We start from the raw sequence: 18118 nt of genomic DNA on the forward strand, positions 1-18118 counted from the left end.
CTCGGCCATCATGTGCTGCTCACGCTCCAACCGCTCCGCACGCTCACGCAACCGCTCCACCAACTCACGCCGCGTACCGATCCACAAACCGGCGACCGTGGGCATGGCGAAGACGAAGACCCCGGTCATCACGTATTGGGCCACCGTGGCGTGGAAGACGACCCCGTGGGCCACACAGCCCAGCGTGAACCAAAGGGCGAGAACCCTGCGGTCGTCGAAGTGGGCCGGGTAGGAGTACAGACCCACCATCAGCGGGATCGGGTTGCCGTACAGCGCCAACATCAGCAGCCCGGCCAGCAACAGCCACCTCGGGGCACTGCGCCGCCACAACATCGTCAGCGAGGCCAGGACCCCGGGCACCACGAAGCACAGCGCACCCAGGCCCAGCAACCACCAGCGCTCTCCCGCGAACGAGGAGAGGAAGTCCGTGAGCGGTGTGGAGAGCAGACCCAGTTCCCCGGTGATCCCGACCAGCATCGCCACCCCGCTGAAGGGCAGCGTGAACAGGGCGAAACACCAGTCGGCGATGCGCAACCGACGGTTCCACCACCACATCCCGTTCCGCCGCGCCAGCGCCTTGACCCGGTCCGTCCGCTCGCTCATGCGCCCCATCATCGGCCCGAGTATAAGAGGTCCCCGCCCCGTGCTCGATCGTGTACGGGTTCGGGGCCCGGATGGTGCGCCATCCGGGCCCCGGATCCCCCCCCAGTCGGCCGAGACGACGGCCCAGGACGGTGGCCGCCTCTCGATCCGCGGATCGGACGGCCCGAGGGCCGCCCCTGATGGTCAGTTCGCCATGCCGGTGGAGGCGTAGCCCTCCACGAAACGACGTTGTAGGACCAGGAACAACACCAGTACGGGCAGGATCATGATGATCCCGGCCGCGCTCACCAGGGCGTAGTTGACGGTGAAGCCCTGCTGGAAGGAGTACAACGAGATCGACACCGGGAGGGCCTCGTTGTCCTGGATGAAGGTGACCGCGAGGAGGAACTCGTTGTAGGCCTGGAGCGCGGCGACCAGGCCGGCGGTGATCACACCGGGCCAGATGAGGGGCAGCACGATGCGGAAGAACACCGTCGCCTCCCCCGCCCCGTCCATGCGGGCTGCCGCCTCGTAGTCGGGCGGGATGGCAATGAGGTACGACCTGAGCAGCAGGGTGCTGAACGGGCTGTAGATCGCCCAGTAGATCAGGATGAGCCCGATCTGCGTGTCGTACAGGCCCAACCGCGTCCACCAGTTCACCAGCGGAACGAGGAAGAGCTGGATGGGCAGCGCCGTCACCACCAGGAGGTACATCGTGAGCGCGCCGGGGGCCGGGATGTCCAACCGGACCATGGCGTAGGCGGCCATTCCGGAGATCAGGCACACCCCGGTCGCCGTGGCGAGCACGATGACCAGGCTGTTGGACAGGCCCGCCGCCATGTTCGCGTTCTGCCAGGCGGTGAGGAAGTTGTCCCACATCGCCTCGGCGGGCGGCCCCATCGGGTTGGTGCTGATCTCGGCCGGGTTCTTCAGCGAGCTGAAGAGCAGGACCAGGATCGGGCCGATGGCGTACAGGGCCAGTAGTACGAGAACCAGGTAGACGAGCGGCCCACCTCCCCGGGAGGAGGTCACGCGTCGCCTTCGCGGCGCGCGCCGTTCCGATACGGACGTCATCACACCTCCCAGCGCAGTCGGCGCCGGAGCACGAGGTAACCGGCGATGGTGGTGGCACTGATCAGGGCCATGACGACGCCTACGGCGGAGGCGTGACCGGCGCGGCCCTCACCGAACGCCGTTCGGTAGAGCAGGGTGCTCAGCATGTCCGTGGAACCGGCGGGGCCGCCCTGGGTGAGGATGTAGACGTAGTCGAAGACCAGGAACGACCAGATGATGGTCATCAGCAGCAGAAAGACCAGGGTCGGCCTGATGCCCGGCAGGGTGACGTGCCAGAACTCGCGCCAGCGTCCCGCCCCGTCCAGCCGGGCCGCCTCGTACAGGGCCGGGTTGACCGACTGCATGGCCGCCAGGAAGAGCATGACCAGGAAGCCCCACCACTGCCAGTTGTTGATGAGGGCGATGGCGCCCAGCGCCAGTTCCGGGTCACCGAGCGGGTTGAGGCCGTCCATCCCCGGCACCCCGAAGGAATCCAGGACGGGGATGATCCCGGCCGTCGGGCTGAGGATCTGCCGCCACACGGCCGCCGAGACGACCGTGGCCACCACGTACGGAATGAAGAACAGGGTCTGGAAGAGGAGCCGCCCCCGGCGGATACGGCTGAGCAGGTAGGCGCCCAACAGGCCCATGCTCATGGGCACCGTGAGGAAGAACAACGTCCACAACAGGTTGTGGCCGAGCGCGTTGACGAAGGCTTCGTCCCCGGCCAACGCGGCGTAGTTCTCCCACCCGACGAAGGACGGGGTGTTGATCCCGTCCCAGTCGGTGAACGAGTACGCCACCGAGGTCAGCGCCGGTCCGGCGATCACCAGGACGTTGACGATCAACAAAGGCGCCAGGAACAGGAACCCGGTCAGGCGGCGACGCCTGTTGGTGCGGGCCGGCGAGGGACGCGATGTGGCTGTTCCCCCGCCGGCCACGAGAGTGGTGGTGGACATCCGGTGGGTGGTTTCCGTTCCCTGTCTACTGGGGCGTGAACGGGGCGGGGGAGGCGCCCGAACCGAGTTCCTGGTGGAAGGTCGAGTCCAGGATCTCCGTGTACTCCTCGGGCGACATGTCACCGGTGATGACCTTGTCGAACTCGGTGTACAGCGCGGTGTTGGTCTCGGGCGGGAGGAAGGTCCAGCTCGCGTAGCCGATGTTGGTCGACGCGGGGATCTCCTCGTACAGGCGCTGGACCCTGGGGTCGGTGTCCTCGGGGAAGTCGGAGGCCTCGTAGGCGACCGGGGGCGGGTTCTCCCCCTGCACGGCCAGGTACTCCAGGGAACGGGTGGTGTCGCCCATGATGTGGTCCAGGAACGCAGCCGCGGCGTCGGGGTCGGAACTGGCGGAGTCGATCGACAGCGCGGTTCCGATAGCGAGGGGGAACACACCCGGGTCGACGTCGTCGGCCAGGGAGGGCAGCGGCGCCCAGTCCCAGTCCTCGGGGTCGTTGCCCGAGTCGGTGAAGAAACTCCCCATGGAGCTGAAGCTCCAGGTACCGCTCATGTACATCGCCACGTCACCGGTGGCCAGTCCGGTGCACATGTCGGGGTCGGTGTTGGTGAAGTAACGGTCGGCACCGCCGCCCCACCATCCCTTGTCCAGCTGCGACTTCATCGACTTGAAGAGGTCGACCACGACCGGGTCGGACCAGTCGCGGTGACCGGTGAGCACGTCGTACAGGAAGCGCGGTCCCAGTCCGGCGTTGAGCAGGCAGGTCAGGTACCACTCGCTCTGAGCGGGGTAGCCGCTGTTGCCCGCGCCGACCGGGATCATGCCCTTGGAGTCGGCGTCCTCGCAGAGGTCCTCGAACTCGGCCTTGGTCGTGGGAGGCGTCCAGCCGTTGTCCTCGAAGACGGCCCGGTTGTAGTACAGGACCATGGAGCCGTAGCTGGTGGGGACGGAGTGGAGGCGGTCGTCCACCCGGCTCAGCTGCATGGCCCAGGGCAGCAGGCGGTCCTCCCACCCGTACTCGGTCGCGTAGTCGTCCAGTTCGAGGGTCTTGAGGCCCTGAGCGTAGTTGACCGAGGTGGAGGGGCCGGGCGAGTAGATGATGTCCGGGGCGTTTCCGGAGGAGACGGCGGTGTCGGTGAGCGAGGCCAGGTCGGTGAGCTGCTTGGTCGACATGCTCACCGAGTGCCCGCTGGACTCGTTGAAGGTATCGATGAACTGGGAGCGGAAGTACTCCTCGGTCTCGGGCGTGGGGAAGGCACCCCAGTACTCGACACCGGAAGAGGAACCGCCCCCAGAGTTTCCGCAGCCCGACAGGAGCCAGGCGCCGGCGAACGCTCCTCCCGCCAGCTTGAACATGTCACGGCGGGGAAGTTGGTAGGTCACGGGGGTCCTTTTGGGGTCGTCAGGTCGATTCACGGACGATGAGTTTTTGGGGGAGCACGACCTCGCGCACGCCTTCACTGGGGGTGCCGGATAGGCGGTCGAGGAGGAGACGCGCACAAGCCCGACCTATCTCAAAGGCGGGGTTGTGCACGGTGGTGAGTCGCGGCGTCACCAGTGAGGCGGCCTCGATGTCGTCGTAGCCGGTGACGGCGACGTCGCCGGGGACGGTCAGTCCCCTCTCGCGGATCGCGTCCATGGCACCGACGGCCATCAGGTCGTTTCCGCAGACCAGGGCCTCGGGCCTCGGCTCCAGGTTCAACAACGCGTGCGAACCGCTCGCCCCCCCGGTGCGTGTGAAGGACCCCGTGACGATGAGGTCCTCGTCCACGTCCAGGCCGAACTCGCGAAGGGCCCGGTGGTAGCCGGCCAGGCGCAGTCGCCCGGGCGCACTGTCGAGTTCGCCGTTGACCAACCCGATCCTGCGGTAGCCGCGCTCCAGCAGGTGTGCGACCACATCGGCCATACCACCGGTGTCGTCGGCGCGCACGATGTCACCGAAGCGCGGGTCCAGTTCGCCGCTGAGTCGCACCAGCGCGGTCCCTGCGGCGGTGATGTCGTTGAAGTGGCGGTCCTGCGCGTTCAACGACGCCAGGACGACACCGTCGACCCTGCGGTTCAGCAGGTGACCGATCACCGAGTCCAGGTCCTGGGTGGTCCCCTGGGCCACACAGACCGAGATCAGGAACCCCTCGGGCTGTAGAACCTCCTGCAGCCCCGCCGCCATCAGCGGATAGAACGGGTTGGTGACGTCGGAGACGACCAGGGCGACCGCGTGACTACGACCGGTGCGCAGTCCCCGGGCCGAGGGGTCGGGGCGGTACCCCAGTTCCTCGATGACCCTTAGCACTTTGGCCTTGGTGCGTTCACTCACCGGCCTGCGACCGCTCAGAACGTGGGAGACGGTCGTGACGCTCACCGCGGCGGCGGCTGCGACATCGGCGATGCCGACGCGGTGTTCCTTGCTCATCGTCCCCACTTCGACGCATGCAAAACGTCTTGCAAATTTCCGAGCCTCATGGTGTCGAAATCACTCCGAACTGTCAAACAAACCACCGATGTTCCCTTTTGCTCCTGCTCTGAGCTCGTGCCATCCTGGTTCGGCTTATGCAAAACGATGTGAGAGGACTCCGATGGTCACGCGTGACCGGTGCCGAGGGGCACTGTTGGGGTTGGCCGTCGGCGACGCCATGGGGGCGCCCACCGAGGGCATGACCCCGGAGGCCATCCACGCCGCACACGGACGTGTCGAGGGATTTCTCCACACCCAGGCCTCGGGAACCGATGACACCGAGTACGCGGTGTTGTGCGCCCAAGGGCTGCTCGCCCACGGTCGCCGGTTGACCTCGAACGACGTCGCGGCCGTATGGACACGGGCCGTGCTGACGCAGAACGGGGGGTTCCACGGGGCCGGCTTCAGCGAGATGGGCGCCATCGCCAATCTCCGCGCCGGGGTCGCCCCGCCTGTGAGCGGCAACGACAACCACGAATCGTGGAGCGATGGCGCGGCCATGAGGGTGGCGCCCATCGGTGTCCTGTGCGCCGGTGATCCGGCGGAGGCGGCCCGACTCGCCCGCGAGGACGCCCAGGTCAGTCATGCCGCGGACGGGATCTACGGGGCACAGGCCATCGCCGCGGCCGTGGCGCGCGCTCTGGTGACCGACGACCACACCGAGGTCATCGCCGCCGGCCTCGCCGCGGTGGCCGAGGACACTTGGACCGCCAGGCTCCTTCGGCAGGCCCTGGACGTGGCGTCCCATGCTTCCAGCATGGCCGAAGCGGAGCGGGAACTCTACCGTCGGATCCCGCTCTTCCACTACCCCTGGCCCGACAGCGCCCCCGAGGCGGTGGCCCTGGCCTTCGGGCTCTTCGCCGCGGCCCGGGGCGCCTTCGTCCCCAGCGTGGTGAGCGCCGTCAACATCGGCCGGGACTCGGACACGATCGCGGCCATGGCGGGGGCCATGGCCGGAGCAATGCACGGTGAGACCGCCATCCCCCGAGAGTGGCGGACCAAGGTCAGGCAGGTCTCCGGAGTCTGTGTGACCGCGACCGCCGGCACCGACCTGGTGGACCTGGCCGACGCCCTGTACGAGGTTTCCCAGGGGAACGAGGAGTACGAGAATGCGACCTGAGAACGCTCGCGGCGCCCTGCTCGGCCTGGCGATGGGCGATGCCCTGGGCCTGCCCGCGGAGTACCACCGTCACGCCCGCGCCGGTTGGGGTCGCGGTGTGCTGTGGGAGAAGAACGTCGACCTGGACCGTCAACAGATCTCCCGCCCCCTCCTGCCCTTCGTTCCGGGGCACACCGAGCTCAACCCGCTGTGCGGGACCGACGACACCGAGACCGCCGCCACCGCCGCGCTCGTCCTGTTGGAAGCCGGTGCGCACGACCTGCGGTCGCTGTTCCAGGAGTGGCGCACGCACTACGTGGACACCGAGGACGTCTGGTGCGGGATCGCCGAGCGGGGTGCGGTCCTCCACGCCCTCGAAGGCCGGGTCCCGCCGGTGACGGGAACCGACAACCCGGTCTACTGGGACGACGGGGCGGTACCGGCGGCGGTGTCCGTCGGTCTGTTCCACTCCGGTGACACCCGGAAGGCCTCCGAGACGGCAACGGAGTACGCACGCATCACGCACGACCGTGACGGCGTGTGGGCGGCGGGTGCGATGGCGCACGCCATCGCCGCCCTGGCCGCCGGAGAGCACCTCGTCACGGCCCTGTCGGAGGCCGAGCGCACCGTTCCGGACGACAGCTGGCTGCGCCGCGGCATCGAACGCGCCGCGGCCATCGTTCCCGACCGAGCGGAAGGCGTGTTCGCGACGGTCCCGAGCCTGATCGACGCCTTCGGACGTCCCGGTTACAGCCACGGTGGCGTGGCACCCGAGACCCTTCCGCTCGCCTTCGCCATCACACGCCTGGTCGAAGGTGACCTCACGTCCGGTCTACAGACCGCGGCCCTGTTCCCACGCCAGTCCGACAGCCTGCCCGCGATGGTGGGAGCCCTGTGCGGAGCGACCGGTGGCGACGACGCGGTCCCCGACACCTGGCGAGACCACGTCGACCTGGTCGAAGGGGTCCTCCTGCCACGGGTGGCCGGACAACGCCTGACCGAGCTGGCGGACCGGCTGGTGACGCCTCGTACGAGTACGGAACACCTGGGCGCGCCCACGCGCTGACCCGGTCCCGCGATTCCGGCGGCCACGCGGTCGATCCGCCGTGGCCGTCGGTCGGCCCATCAAACGGACGCGTCCTCGCGCACGGCGGGAAAGACGCTCCGCAACAGGTGGAGAATCGTCTTGGTCAGCATGACGTGCAGGTCCGCACGGCTGAGCGCGTCCCGCACCAACCACTCCCTGGAAGCGGCCTTGAGCATGCTCCCGTAGGCGCGGACCATCGCGCGTAGCTTCTCCCGCCCCTCGACCACGTCGGTCATCATGGCGGCCTGGAGAAGGTGGTCGGTGGCCACCTCATCGGCTTCGAGCATGATCTCCTCGGTGTCGCGGTCCTGCCCGATGGCCTCGGAGCCGATGGCCGACAGCCACATCTCCGCGTTGCGTTCGACAAAGTCCAACCAGCGGTCCACGCAGATCGAGATCCGTTCCTCGATCGTGGTCCGGGGCAGGTTCTCCGCCACCGAGTGCGGCACCAACAGCATCTGCCGCACGACTTCGAGGTACAGCTGTCGTTTGCCACCGAAGTAGTGGTTGACCAGTCCCCGCGCGGCCCCCGCCTCCTGGGCGATCTCGGAGACCGAGACGGCCGAGTACGTCCGCTCACCGAACAGTCTGCGGGCCACGGTGAGGATCTCCGAACGCCTCTGATCCGGTTCGAGTCGCCGCCGTTGCATGGGAGGTCCCATGGCCTTCCACCCCTTCCCCCGGGTTGACGGGGCGCTAATACCGGCCGCAAAAGTGCCTCCGACGCACCGGCCGGCCCTACCCGGAGTTCACTGATCTGAACCGTAACGAACGCTGGAATCTTACCCGATCAGCCTTCCATGGATGACCTTCCAGCACTATTGACACACCGACAATAACTTGAGGACAATGATCGGAGTTCTCGGATCCAACGCAGAAGGAAGGCCCGGCATGCCACGAGTCCTGACCGACGAGCAAAAGGACCTGGTCGAGTCGATCAACCGGTTCTGCCAGAACGAATTCGGCACCAAGGACCAGCGCGACGCGCTCACCGACCACGGACGGGAACCGCACAGCCAGGCCGTCTACGACAAGATGGCCGACCTGGGCTGGTTGGGCATCTCCCTGCCCGAGGAGTACGGAGGCTCGGGTCTCGGTATGACGGACCTGTGCCTCTTCCTTGAGGAGACCGCCTACGGCCGGGCCCCGATCAGCGGTTTCGGCACCACCATCATCGCCGCCGCGACCTACGAGAAGTTCGGCACCGAGGAACAGAAGCGCAAGGTCCTCGAAGGCGTCGTGCGGGGCCGGGTCGAGGCCATCTCCATGTCGGAGCCCGGCGCCGGCTCCGACGTCGGCGCCCTGGTCTGCAAGGCCGAGCGCACCGAAGGCGGGTACGTGGTCAACGGTCAAAAGACCTGGTGCTCCAACGCGCACATCTCCGACCACATCCTGCTCGTCGCCCGCACCTCCGGCGAGGGCTCCAAGCACCAGGGCCTGACCCAGTTCATGGTGCCGACCGACACCGAGGGTCTGAAGATCAGCGGCATCGACACCATGGGCGGCCGTGAGGTCAACGACCTCTACTTCACCGACTGCTTCGTGCCGGACTCGGCCGTGGTCGGCGCGCGGGGCCAGGCCTGGGCCCAGCTCATGTCCGGACTGAACCTGGAGCGCATGATCCTGGCCGCCCTCACGCTCGGCACCGCGCGTCGGGCCTTCGACGACACCCTGGACTACGTGAGTCGGCGCGAGCAGTTCGGTCGACCGATCGGATCCTTCCAGGCGCTCAAACACCGCATCGCGGACATGGCCACCGAACTCGAATGCGCCCGGCTCCTGCTGGACGACGTCGCCGCCGCCATCGACGCCGAACCCGACCGCGTCTTCGCGCGCGAGGCCTCCATGGCCAAGCTCAAGTGCACCGAACTGGCCAAGCACGTGACCCTGGAGGGCATGCAGATGCTGGGCGGCTACGGATACGCCACCGAGTACGGAATGGAGTCGCTGCTGCGCTCGACCGTGGTCTCCACCGTGTACGGGGGCACGAGCGAGATCCAGCGGGACATCATCGGCAAGACCTACGGGCTGTGAGGCGCACCGATGCTGACGACCCGATTCACCGAGACCTTCGGGATCGAGCACCCGATCGCCCAGGGCGGCATGCAGTGGGTGGGACGGGCCGGGCTCGTCGCGGCCGTGGCCGAATCCGGCGCGCTCGGGTTCCTGACCGCGCTGACCCAACCGACCCCGGAGGCACTGACCCAGGAGATCCGGCGCTGTCGGGAGATGACCGACAGGCCGTTCGGCGTCAACCTCACCATCCTCCCCTCCATCAACCCTCCCCCCTACGACGAGTACCGTCAGGCGATCATCGAGAGCGGCGTCAAGATCGTGGAGACGGCCGGTTTCAACCCGGCCGAACACATGCCGCGATTCCGCGAGGCCGGGGTCAAGGTGCTGCACAAGTGCACCAGCGTGCGGCACGCGATCAAGGCCGAGCGGATCGGCGTCGACGCGGTGAGCGTCGACGGGTTCGAGTGCGCCGGTCACCCGGGTGAGGACGACATCCCCGGGCTCGTCCTCATCCCCGCCGCGGCGAGGAGGTTGTCGATCCCCATGATCGCCTCCGGCGGTTTCGTGGACGGTGCCGGGCTGACCGCGGCCCTGGCCCTGGGCGCCGACGGCGTCAACATGGGCAGCCGGTTCCTGTGCACGGCCGAGTCCCCGGTGCACCAGAGGGTCAAGGAACAGATCGTCGCCGGCAGCGAGGTGCAGACCGAACTGATCTTCCGTTCCCTGCGCAACACGGCGCGGGTGGCGAGCAACTCGGTCAGCCGGAAGGTCGTCGAGATCCTGGCCGATGGGGGCACCTTCCCCGACGTCCGGGACCTGGTCTCCGGGGCCCGCGGGCGCAAGGTGTTCGAGGACGGTGACGTCGAGGCCGGGATCTGGAGCGTGGGTCTGGCCCAGGGCCTGATCGAGGACATCCCGACCGTCGGAGAGGTCGTCGACCGCATCGTGGCCGAGGCCGAGGAGCTGATCTCCCGGCGTCTTCCCTCCCTGCACCGGTCCGACTCCCCCGTGTGAGGCCCGTGTCCCGTCAACATGGAGGGGCCGGGTGACCGTTCGATCGGTCACCCGGCCCCCTCTTTTTCAGGGAGGTGCGACCGACGGGAGGAGTCCCCCTGGCGCGGAAGGGGGACGGTCGGCCGCACCCGTTCAGGTGGTCCGATAGAGCTCGTCGATCACGTCGGCGTAGCGCTCCGAGACGACCCTGCGCTTCAGGCTCAGCTTGGGGGTCAGCTCACCGGACTCGGCGGTCCACGGTCCACCCAGGACCTTGTACTTCTTGACCTGTTCGACCTGGGCGAGCACCGAGTTGGCCTGTGCGACCGTCTCGTCGAGCGCCTTGGCCACCTCGGGGTGGCCCGCCAGTTCGTCCAGGTCCGCGAACTCGATCCCCTGGGCGGCGGCCCAGGCCGGCGCACCCTCCTCGTCGAGGACGATGAGCGCGGTGACGTAGGGACGGGTGTCCCCGATCGCCACCGCCTGCGCGATGAGGGGGTGCGAGCGCAGGGAGGACTCGATCTTGGTGGGGGCGATGTTCTTGCCCCCCGAGGTGATGATGATCTCCTTCTTACGGTCGGTGACGGCGACGATGCCCCTCTCGTTGACCACACCGATGTCACCGGTGGCCAACCATCCGTCCTCGTCGGTGTCGGACACGATGTTCCCGTCACCGTCCAGGTATCCGGGGAAGACCACGGGCCCGCGCACGAGGAGTTCGCCGTCCTCGGCGACGGTCACCTCCACCCCCGGGCCCGGCCTGCCGACCGCGCCCAGTTCGAAGGCCTCGGGTGTGCTCACGGTCGCGGCCCCGGTGGTCTCGCTCAGGCCCCACACCTCGTACACGGAAAGACCGAGGCTCGCGAGGAACTCCAGGACCGGTGTGGGGATGGGCGCGGCGCCACTGAAGGCCCGGTGACACTCGTCGAGGCCGATGGCGGCCCGGATCGGTTTCAACACCTGGTCGTCGAGCCCTCGAACCCGCTCGGCGAGCTCCGCGGGCACCTCCCGGCCCTCGGACCGGAGCCGGAAGACCTGAACCGCGCCCTCGCCGGCCTGTCGCACCGCCGCGGCGGCCTCCGGCGGGAGTTGGGCGAGCTTGGCCTTGAGACCCATGGCCAGCTTCTCCCACACGCGGGGCACGCCGAAGAAGCCGTTCGGGCGGACCGTCCGCAACGCCCGTAGGAAGTCGGCCTGGTCCGCGCAGATGGTGACGTGCCCGGCGTTGCAGATCGGCATGTAGATACCGAGCACGCGTTCGGCGATGTGCGCCAACGGCAGGTAGGCCACCGAGCGGGGGTGGTCGGGCACCTTGACGAGGTGGTCCTGCATCAGGGACTCGTGGACGGCGTTGCGGTGGGACAGGACGACGCCCTTGGGGTCGCCGGTGGTGCCCGAGGTGTAGACGAGTGCCAACGGGTCGTCGGTGTCGACCGCGTCGGTCATCTCCTCGAACTCGGGGCTGTCCGCGCTGAGCAGGTCGTCGCCGCGCAGGGCGTCGTAGCCGACGAAGCGCGCGTCGTCGGGGCGGATCAGGTCCTTGTCGAGGACGATGATCGAGCGCAGGTGCGGAAGCTCGTCGAGGATCGGCTCCCAGCGCCGCATCTGTTCGGCCCCCTCCAGGACCACCATGGTGGCGGCGCTGTGGTGCGCGATGTAGCGGATCTGCTCGGTGCTGAGGGTGTCGTAGGTACTACAGGCGAGGGCGCCGAGGTGGATCGCGGCCAGGTCGGTGACCCAGTGCTCGGGCCGTTTGGACATCGAGATCAGCACGCGGTCCGCGGGGAGCAGACCGAGCTTGGTGAGCCCCCTCGCGAGGGTCGCGACCTCGTCGCGCAGACGCGACCAGGTCCACACCGGGGAGTCGGGGTCGAGGCCGCCGGTGAGGGCGGGACGGTCGGGAAAGCTCTGGGCGTTACGGCGCAGCAATCGGGGGATCGTCTGTCCCTCAACGGCTTGCCGCACCTCGTTCGCGGTCGTCACGGATCGTTCCCTTCGTCGTGAGCCGCCAGGACATGTTGTGACCGACACCACGCTGTATCGTTATTGCCCACATGTCAATAGTTCTTTGAGATCCATCCGTCGGATCGCCCATATCTACCTTTGGCGCGTAAGAACGGTGCAATCTCAGCCTTAGCACCTATTGACATCGGGACAACAAGGACGATCATGGGTGGAGCCGAACACACGGGCCGAGGTCCGCCCTCGGAGGAAAGGACGCCACTCACGTGACGACCGAGGCATACATCTACGACGCGATCCGGACGCCCCGGGGCCGGGGCAAGAAGGGCTCCCTCCACCAGGTCAAACCCCTGTCCCTGGTCACCGGACTGCTCGACGAACTACGAGCACGCCACCCCGAACTGGACCCCGAGCGGATCGACGACGTCGTCCTCGGCGTGGTCTCGCCCGTGGGCGACCAAGGAATGGACATCGCCAAGACCGCCGCCTTGAAGGCCGGTCTGCCCGACCACGTCGCCGGGGTCCAGCTCAACCGGTTCTGCGCCTCCGGCCTCGAAGCGGTGAACACGGCCGCGCAGAAGGTCCGTTCCGGCTGGGAACAGCTGGTGATCGCCGGCGGCGTGGAATCCATGTCGCGGGTGCCCATGGGCAGCGACGGCGGTCCCATGAGCGACGATCCCGAGACCAACTACGACACATACTTCGTCCCCCAGGGCATCGGCGCCGACCTGATCGCCACCATCGAGGGCTTCTCCCGGGACGACGTCGACGCCTACGCGGTGCGTTCGCAGGAACGGGCCGCCCAGGCCTGGACCGGCGGCCACTTCGCCAAGTCGGTGATCCCGGTCCGGGACCGCAACGGGGTCCCGCTGCTGGGCCAGGACGAGCACATGCGCGCCGACACGACGTTGGAGACCCTCGGCGCGTTGACGCCCGCCTTCGCGGGCATCGGCGACATGGGCGGCTTCGACGACGTGGCACTGCAGAAGTACCACTGGGTCGAAAGCATCGACCACGTGCACACCCCGGGTAACTCCTCGGGGATCGTGGACGGCGCGGCGCTGACCCTGATCGGCTCCGAACAGGTGGGCGAGGACCTCGGGCTCCGCCCCCGCGCCCGGATCGTGAGCGGCGTGGTCAGCGGCGCCGACCCGACGATCATGCTCACCGGCCCGGCGCCGGCCACTCGCAAGGCCCTCGCCCTGGCCGGGTCGACGGTGGACGACATCGACCTGTTCGAGATCAACGAGGCCTTCGCCTCGGTCGTCCTGAAGTACGTCAAGGACCTCGATCTTCCCTGGGAGAAGGTCAACGTCAACGGCGGCGCGATCGCCATGGGTCACCCGCTCGGCGCGACCGGGGCGATGCTCGTCGGCACCGTCGTGGACGAACTGGAGCGTCGCGACGCCCGACGCGCCGTGGTGAGCCTGTGCGTGGGCGGTGGCATGGGGATCGCCTCGGTCATCGAACGCGTTTGACCCCCTCCCCCGAACACGATGTCGAAAGGAAACAGCGCACCGATGCCCGACACGAACATGTTCGCCTGGGACCAGGGGGCCGACGGCGTCGTCGTACTGACGATGAACGACCCGGACCAGCCGATCAACGTCATGAACCAGACCTACGTGGACTCGATGGAGGCCACTCTGGAGCGTCTGGAGGCCGAGCGGGAGGGCATCACCGGTGTCGTGCTCGCCTCCGCCAAGAAGAGCTTCTTCGCCGGCGGTGACGTCGGCTTCATGAGCAGGGCCCGGCCGGAGGACGCCGCGGCCCTCACCGAGCTGTGCTCCACGATGAAGAACCAGTTGCGTCGGTTGGAGACGCTGGGCCGACCGGTGGCCGCGGCCATCAACGGCACGGCCCTGGGCGGCGGATTGGAGGTCGCGCTCGCCTGCCACCACCGGATCGCGCTGGACGTCGCGAGCACACGCATCGGCCTGCCGGAGGTGACCCTCGGGCTACTACCCGGCATCGGGGGCGTCAGCCGGACGGTCCGGCTCCTGGGTCTGGAGAGGGCGCTGACGGACGTCCTGCTCCAGGGACAGTGGTACCGCCCGGCCAAGGCGCTGGCCAAGGGCCTGGTGCACGATCTGGCCGACACCCCGCAGGAGCTGCTGGCCAAGGCCCGGGAGTGGGTGCTGGCCAACCCCGACGCCGCCCAGCCGTGGGACCTGCCGAACCACCGCATGCCCGGTGGCTCCCCCGACCACCCCGGGCTCCGGCCGATGCTTCCGGCCTTCCCCGCCAACCTGCGCAAACGACTCAAGGGCGCGAACATGCCGGCGCCCCGCAACATCCTCGCCGCCGCGGTCGAGAGCGCGCGGTTGGACTTCGACTCGGGCCAGAAGGTCGAGACGAGCTACCTCGTGGAGCTGATGACCGGTCAGGTCTCCGCGAACATGATGCAGGCCTTCTTCTACGACACGCAGCACATCGAGAGCGGCGGCAACCGCCCCGAGGGGCACGAGAGGTTCGTCCCGGAGACGGTGGCCGTGCTGGGCGCGGGCATGATGGGCGCCGGTATCGCCTACTCGTGCGCGCGGGCCGGCCTGCGGGTGGTGCTGAAGGACGTCGAGCGGGCGGCGGCCGAGCGGGGCAAGCGGTACTCCGAGAAGCTGGTCGCCAAGGCCGTCGCCAAGGGGCGGATGACCCGGGTCAGGGCCGACGAGTTGCTCGCCCGGATCTCGCCGACCGCCGACGCGACGGAGCTGGGCGACTGCGACCTGGTGATCGAGGCGGTCTTCGAGGACCCCGACCTGAAACAGAAGGTCTTCGCCGAGGTCGAGTCCGTCGCCCCGAACGCTCTGTTGGGCTCCAACACCTCCACCCTGCCGATCACCGATCTGGCCAAGGGGGTCCAGCGCCCGGAGGACTTCGTCGGCCTGCACTTCTTCTCCCCGGTGGACAAGATGCCGCTGTTGGAGATCATCGTCGGGGAACACACCTCCGACGCCACCCTCGCCAAGGCGGTCGACGTCGCCCGGCTCATCGGCAAGACCCCCATCGTGGTCAACGACGGTCGGGGCTTCTACACCAGCCGGGTGATCGGCAGGTTCGTCGACGAGGCCGTCGCGATGCTCGGTGAGGGGCTGCACCCGGCCTCCATCGAACAGGCGGGCCACCAGGCCGGCTACCCCACGCCGCCGCTGCGGCTCATGGACGAGCTGACCCTGACCCTGCCCCGCGGGATCCGCGAGGAGACCAAGGCCGCGGTCCTGGCCGAGGGCGGCGAGTGGAACGCGCACGGTTCCGAAGTGGTCATCGACCGGATGATCGACGAGTTCTCCCGGGGTGGACGCTCGACGGGGGCCGGTTTCTACGACTACGAGGACGATCGACGCGTCGGACTCTGGCCGGGTCTGCTGGAGCACTTCACCGTCGAAGGGCGGACCATTCCGTTCGAGGACATGAAGGAGCGGATGCTCTTCGCCGAGTCCCTCGACACGATCCGCTGCCTGGACGAAGGGGTACTGCGGTCGGTGCCCGACGCCAACGTCGGTTCCATCCTGGGCATCGGATTCCCGGCCTGGACCGGGGGCACCCTGCAGTACGTGAACGGCTACCCGGGGGGCCTGTCGGGGTTCGTCACCCGGGCCAAGGAGCTCGCCGCCGCCTACGGCGAACGGTTCGAACCACCGGCGTCCCTGGTGGCCAAGGCCGAGCGGGGAGAGCGCTACGAGTGAGTGCTCGTCGGTGGAGCGGGCCGGGGACCCGGTCCCCCGGTCCGCTCCGGAGGCCGCAGCATGGGCACCAGGAACTGTTCGGCTATCGCCCGCAGCTCCGCGTCGTCGTCCAGGTCGACCATGTGGCTGGGGATGATGAGGAAGGACGCGGAGACACGGACCATCAGTTCCGCGACGCGTTCGACCTCCACGTCGGGTTCGATGTTGCCCGCCTGTTGTTCGAGGCGCAGCTGTCCGGCGACGAACGTGCACACCGTCGCCAGCGTGCGTCCACCGTCGTTGATCATGGAGGGCGCGACCACGTCCGGTTCGTCGTTGAGCAGAACCCCTATCAACGGATGCGCGCGAATGGTCCGCAACGAACTCGCGAAGCCGTACACCACCCGTTCGCATACCGTGTTCGCCTGCTTTATGTCGATGAGGAACCGGTCGAAGTAACGACGGAACTCACGCCGCACCACGTTCTCGATCAACGCGTCCTTCGTGGCGAAACGGCGATAGACCGTGATCCTGGAGACCCCGGCCAGGGTGCCCACGTCCTCCATCGTGGAACGTCTGATGCCCATTCGACAGAACTGCTCGTAGGCCGCGTCGAGCACGCGTGTGGTGATCTCGTCCTGGTCATCGACCCGACCGACCGCGTCCGCGTACGCGCGTTCCAGGAGGGATTCCGGTTCTGAGGGCGCCATGGTCACAGATAATACAGGCTCCATGGATTCACCTTCCTCTCGTGTTCATCGAGCCCGGATCCAGGACGAACTTTTCCACCCTGGCCCGGACACTGTTCGGGCTGATGAAAGCCACTGCCGAGAACCGGTCCGCTTAGCGGTTCGATGAACGGATCATGTTAAGGGTCTGGCGCTTCACGTTAAGTTGTGTTTCGCTGATGATACGCAGAATCAAACTACGTATCACAGTATCATCCTGGTCCTGTGTTTCGAGAGAGGATCCCAACCATGGCGCACATCAACAGGCGCCGAGCCCTCATCGCCGCCGGTGCCTTCGGTGCCTTGGTGGCCGCGGCCCCGGCCCAGGCACGCGCGATGGCCGGCTGGAACTGGTCTCCCACCGACTCGGTGGCCGGTTCAGGCGCCGGACTCGACCCGCACCAGGTCTGGGACCCGGTGGCCGATCCCCTCCTGAAGTCACTGTTCGAGCGGGGAGCCATCCCCGAGGTCAACGACGCCCTGTGGAACTGGAACACCAACGAACAGGCACTGCCCGAGGGTCTGCCCTCCGACCTGCGGGACTTCATGGAAGAGGCCCGTCGGATGCCCTCCTGGGCCGACCAGGAGAAGCTGGAGGTCGCCGCCGAGTTCAACCGCACCCACGGGCTCTACCTCAACCTGAACAACGGTCCCGGTGGTGGCATGCTCGCCTGTGCCATCCCCGCCGAGGCGCGCTCGGTCTACTACTCCGCCGGTGGCGCGGACATGAAGGACCGGGTGGCCAAGACGAGCCTCTTCGGTTTCGCGGTCGGTTCACTGGACGCCTACCGCCCCGAGGGGACCTGCGTGGTCGAGTGCGTCAAGACCCGGCTGGTGCACGCGGGGGTGCGGCACCTGCTCCCCCAGTCCCCGCACTGGCGGGACTCCGCGGACGAGGACCTCCCGATCAACCAGGAGGACATGCTCGTCACCTGGCACACGCTGCCGACCTTCGCCATGCGCAACATGCAGGAGTGGGAGGTGACGATCACCGACGACCAGGCCGAGGCCTACCTGCACGTGTGGCAGGTGACCGCGGCCCTGCTCGGGATCTCCGAGGAGTACATCCCCGCCACCTGGGAGGCCGCCTACGCGCAGTCGGACGAGATCATGGCGCGGAACATGGGACCCACCGAGGAGGGCACCTACCTCGCCGACACCCTCCTGGCCCAACTGTCCGACCGCATCGGCAGCGCCTCCCGCCCCCTGGTCAACTCCCTGGCCCGCTTCCTCATCGGTGACGAGGTCGCCGACTCCATCGAGATCCCGCGCGAACGCCCGTGGGACGACCTGGTCGTCAGAGCTTGGCCGACCTTCGTCAGGTTCCGCGAGGGCCTCATTCCGCGCCCGCTCGTGCCCCAGATCGCCTGGACCATCGAAGAGTTCATCCGCCAGTACACGCTGCTCTCCCTCACCGACGGTGAGGAGACCAAGATCGAGATCCCCACGCACAACAACCCCGACTACTGATCTCGAAACGGGCAGAACCCCCCACTCACCCCCCGCTCTTCGGGCAACGGTGTACCG

14 protein-coding genes and 1 pseudogene are annotated in these 18118 nt (G+C 67.8%); 7 read left to right on the forward strand and 8 right to left on the reverse strand.

Annotated elements, in window-relative coordinates; translation table 11 throughout:
• From ABZ717_RS23975 to ABZ717_RS23995, 5 genes and pseudogenes are all read right to left on the reverse strand, one after another.
• A pseudogene (locus ABZ717_RS23975) lies at positions 1-603 on the reverse strand (sensor histidine kinase); the annotation flags it as partial.
• Positions 604-786: 183 nt separating this feature from the next.
• The gene (locus tag ABZ717_RS23980) at positions 787-1614 is read right to left on the reverse strand and encodes a carbohydrate ABC transporter permease (protein WP_358514227.1); all 828 of its coding nucleotides are present in this window, start codon (positions 1612-1614) and stop codon (positions 787-789) included.
• A gap of 41 nt (positions 1615-1655) precedes the next feature.
• The gene (locus tag ABZ717_RS23985) at positions 1656-2594 is read right to left on the reverse strand and encodes a sugar ABC transporter permease (RefSeq protein ID WP_358514229.1); all 939 of its coding nucleotides are present in this window, start codon (positions 2592-2594) and stop codon (positions 1656-1658) included.
• Positions 2595-2619: 25 nt separating this feature from the next.
• Complete coding sequence (locus tag ABZ717_RS23990) at positions 2620-3975, reverse strand: ABC transporter substrate-binding protein (protein ID WP_358514231.1); 1356 nt, start codon at positions 3973-3975, stop codon at positions 2620-2622.
• A gap of 19 nt (positions 3976-3994) precedes the next feature.
• Positions 3995-5002, reverse strand: coding sequence for a LacI family DNA-binding transcriptional regulator (locus ABZ717_RS23995; protein ID WP_358514233.1), 1008 nt, complete (start codon positions 5000-5002; stop codon positions 3995-3997).
• A gap of 163 nt (positions 5003-5165) precedes the next feature.
• On the opposite strand from ABZ717_RS23995, the gene ABZ717_RS24000 reads away from it, so the two are divergent.
• Together ABZ717_RS24000 and ABZ717_RS24005 are read left to right on the forward strand one after the other, a co-directional pair.
• Positions 5166-6164, forward strand: a complete 999-nt coding sequence (locus ABZ717_RS24000) for an ADP-ribosylglycohydrolase family protein (RefSeq protein WP_358514235.1) — start codon at positions 5166-5168, stop codon at positions 6162-6164.
• Complete coding sequence (locus tag ABZ717_RS24005) at positions 6154-7209, forward strand: ADP-ribosylglycohydrolase family protein (protein WP_358514237.1); 1056 nt, start codon at positions 6154-6156, stop codon at positions 7207-7209. Before ABZ717_RS24000 ends, ABZ717_RS24005 begins: the two co-directional genes overlap by 11 nt.
• Before the next feature lie 59 nt (positions 7210-7268).
• On the opposite strand, the gene ABZ717_RS24010 is transcribed toward ABZ717_RS24005, so the two are convergent.
• Complete coding sequence (locus ABZ717_RS24010; protein WP_358514239.1) at positions 7269-7892, reverse strand: helix-turn-helix domain-containing protein; 624 nt, start codon at positions 7890-7892, stop codon at positions 7269-7271.
• A gap of 229 nt (positions 7893-8121) precedes the next feature.
• Here ABZ717_RS24010 and ABZ717_RS24015 point away from each other — a divergent pair, with 229 nt between their 5' ends.
• Complete coding sequence (locus tag ABZ717_RS24015; RefSeq protein ID WP_358514241.1) at positions 8122-9264, forward strand: acyl-CoA dehydrogenase family protein; 1143 nt, start codon at positions 8122-8124, stop codon at positions 9262-9264.
• 9 nt (positions 9265-9273) lie between these two features.
• Positions 9274-10260 carry a nitronate monooxygenase family protein gene (locus tag ABZ717_RS24020; protein WP_358514243.1) on the forward strand — a complete coding sequence of 329 codons (987 nt, stop codon included), beginning with the start codon at positions 9274-9276 and terminating at the stop codon, positions 10258-10260.
• Positions 10261-10392: 132 nt separating this feature from the next.
• On the opposite strand, the gene ABZ717_RS24025 is transcribed toward ABZ717_RS24020, so the two are convergent.
• The gene (locus ABZ717_RS24025) at positions 10393-12222 is read right to left on the reverse strand and encodes an AMP-dependent synthetase/ligase (RefSeq protein ID WP_358514245.1); all 1830 of its coding nucleotides are present in this window, start codon (positions 12220-12222) and stop codon (positions 10393-10395) included.
• Positions 12223-12467: 245 nt separating this feature from the next.
• Here ABZ717_RS24025 and ABZ717_RS24030 point away from each other — a divergent pair, with 245 nt between their 5' ends.
• Complete coding sequence (locus ABZ717_RS24030; RefSeq protein ID WP_358514247.1) at positions 12468-13679, forward strand: acetyl-CoA C-acetyltransferase; 1212 nt, start codon at positions 12468-12470, stop codon at positions 13677-13679.
• Between the two features lie 42 nt (positions 13680-13721).
• On the forward strand, positions 13722-15884 hold the full coding sequence (locus ABZ717_RS24035) for a 3-hydroxyacyl-CoA dehydrogenase NAD-binding domain-containing protein (RefSeq protein WP_358514248.1): 2163 nt from the start codon (positions 13722-13724) through the stop codon (positions 15882-15884).
• Here the strand turns inward: ABZ717_RS24035 and ABZ717_RS24040 are convergent.
• Positions 15875-16573 (reverse strand): helix-turn-helix domain-containing protein, encoded by a 699-nt coding sequence (locus tag ABZ717_RS24040; protein ID WP_358514251.1) that lies wholly within the window; start codon positions 16571-16573, stop codon positions 15875-15877. The two genes, ABZ717_RS24035 and ABZ717_RS24040, sit on opposite strands and share 10 nt — an antisense overlap.
• 267 nt (positions 16574-16840) lie before the next feature.
• Here ABZ717_RS24040 and ABZ717_RS24045 point away from each other — a divergent pair, with 267 nt between their 5' ends.
• Positions 16841-18061 (forward strand): oxygenase MpaB family protein, encoded by a 1221-nt coding sequence (locus tag ABZ717_RS24045; RefSeq protein ID WP_358514252.1) that lies wholly within the window; start codon positions 16841-16843, stop codon positions 18059-18061.
• Positions 18062-18118: the final 57 nt, after the last annotated feature.

This window comes from Nocardiopsis sp. NPDC006832, assembly GCF_040635885.1.
Taxonomy (GTDB): Bacteria; Actinomycetota; Actinomycetes; order Streptosporangiales; family Streptosporangiaceae; genus Nocardiopsis.

What these genes read in the sequence shown, in the direction of transcription:
- ABZ717_RS23985 (WP_358514229.1), bottom strand. Translation starts at nt 2,594, where the DNA reads ATGTCCACCACCACTCTCGTGGCCGGCGGGGGAACAGCCACATCGCGT.
- ABZ717_RS23995 (WP_358514233.1), bottom strand. Translation starts at nt 5,002, where the DNA reads ATGAGCAAGGAACACCGCGTCGGCATCGCCGATGTCGCAGCCGCCGCC.
- ABZ717_RS24000 (WP_358514235.1), top strand. Translation starts at nt 5,166, where the DNA reads ATGGTCACGCGTGACCGGTGCCGAGGGGCACTGTTGGGGTTGGCCGTC.
- ABZ717_RS24005 (WP_358514237.1), top strand. Translation starts at nt 6,154, where the DNA reads ATGCGACCTGAGAACGCTCGCGGCGCCCTGCTCGGCCTGGCGATGGGC.
- ABZ717_RS24010 (WP_358514239.1), bottom strand. Translation starts at nt 7,892, where the DNA reads ATGGGACCTCCCATGCAACGGCGGCGACTCGAACCGGATCAGAGGCGT.
- ABZ717_RS24015 (WP_358514241.1), top strand. Translation starts at nt 8,122, where the DNA reads ATGCCACGAGTCCTGACCGACGAGCAAAAGGACCTGGTCGAGTCGATC.
- ABZ717_RS24020 (WP_358514243.1), top strand. Translation starts at nt 9,274, where the DNA reads ATGCTGACGACCCGATTCACCGAGACCTTCGGGATCGAGCACCCGATC.
- ABZ717_RS24035 (WP_358514248.1), top strand. Translation starts at nt 13,722, where the DNA reads ATGCCCGACACGAACATGTTCGCCTGGGACCAGGGGGCCGACGGCGTC.
- ABZ717_RS24040 (WP_358514251.1), bottom strand. Translation starts at nt 16,573, where the DNA reads ATGGCGCCCTCAGAACCGGAATCCCTCCTGGAACGCGCGTACGCGGAC.
- ABZ717_RS24045 (WP_358514252.1), top strand. Translation starts at nt 16,841, where the DNA reads ATGGCGCACATCAACAGGCGCCGAGCCCTCATCGCCGCCGGTGCCTTC.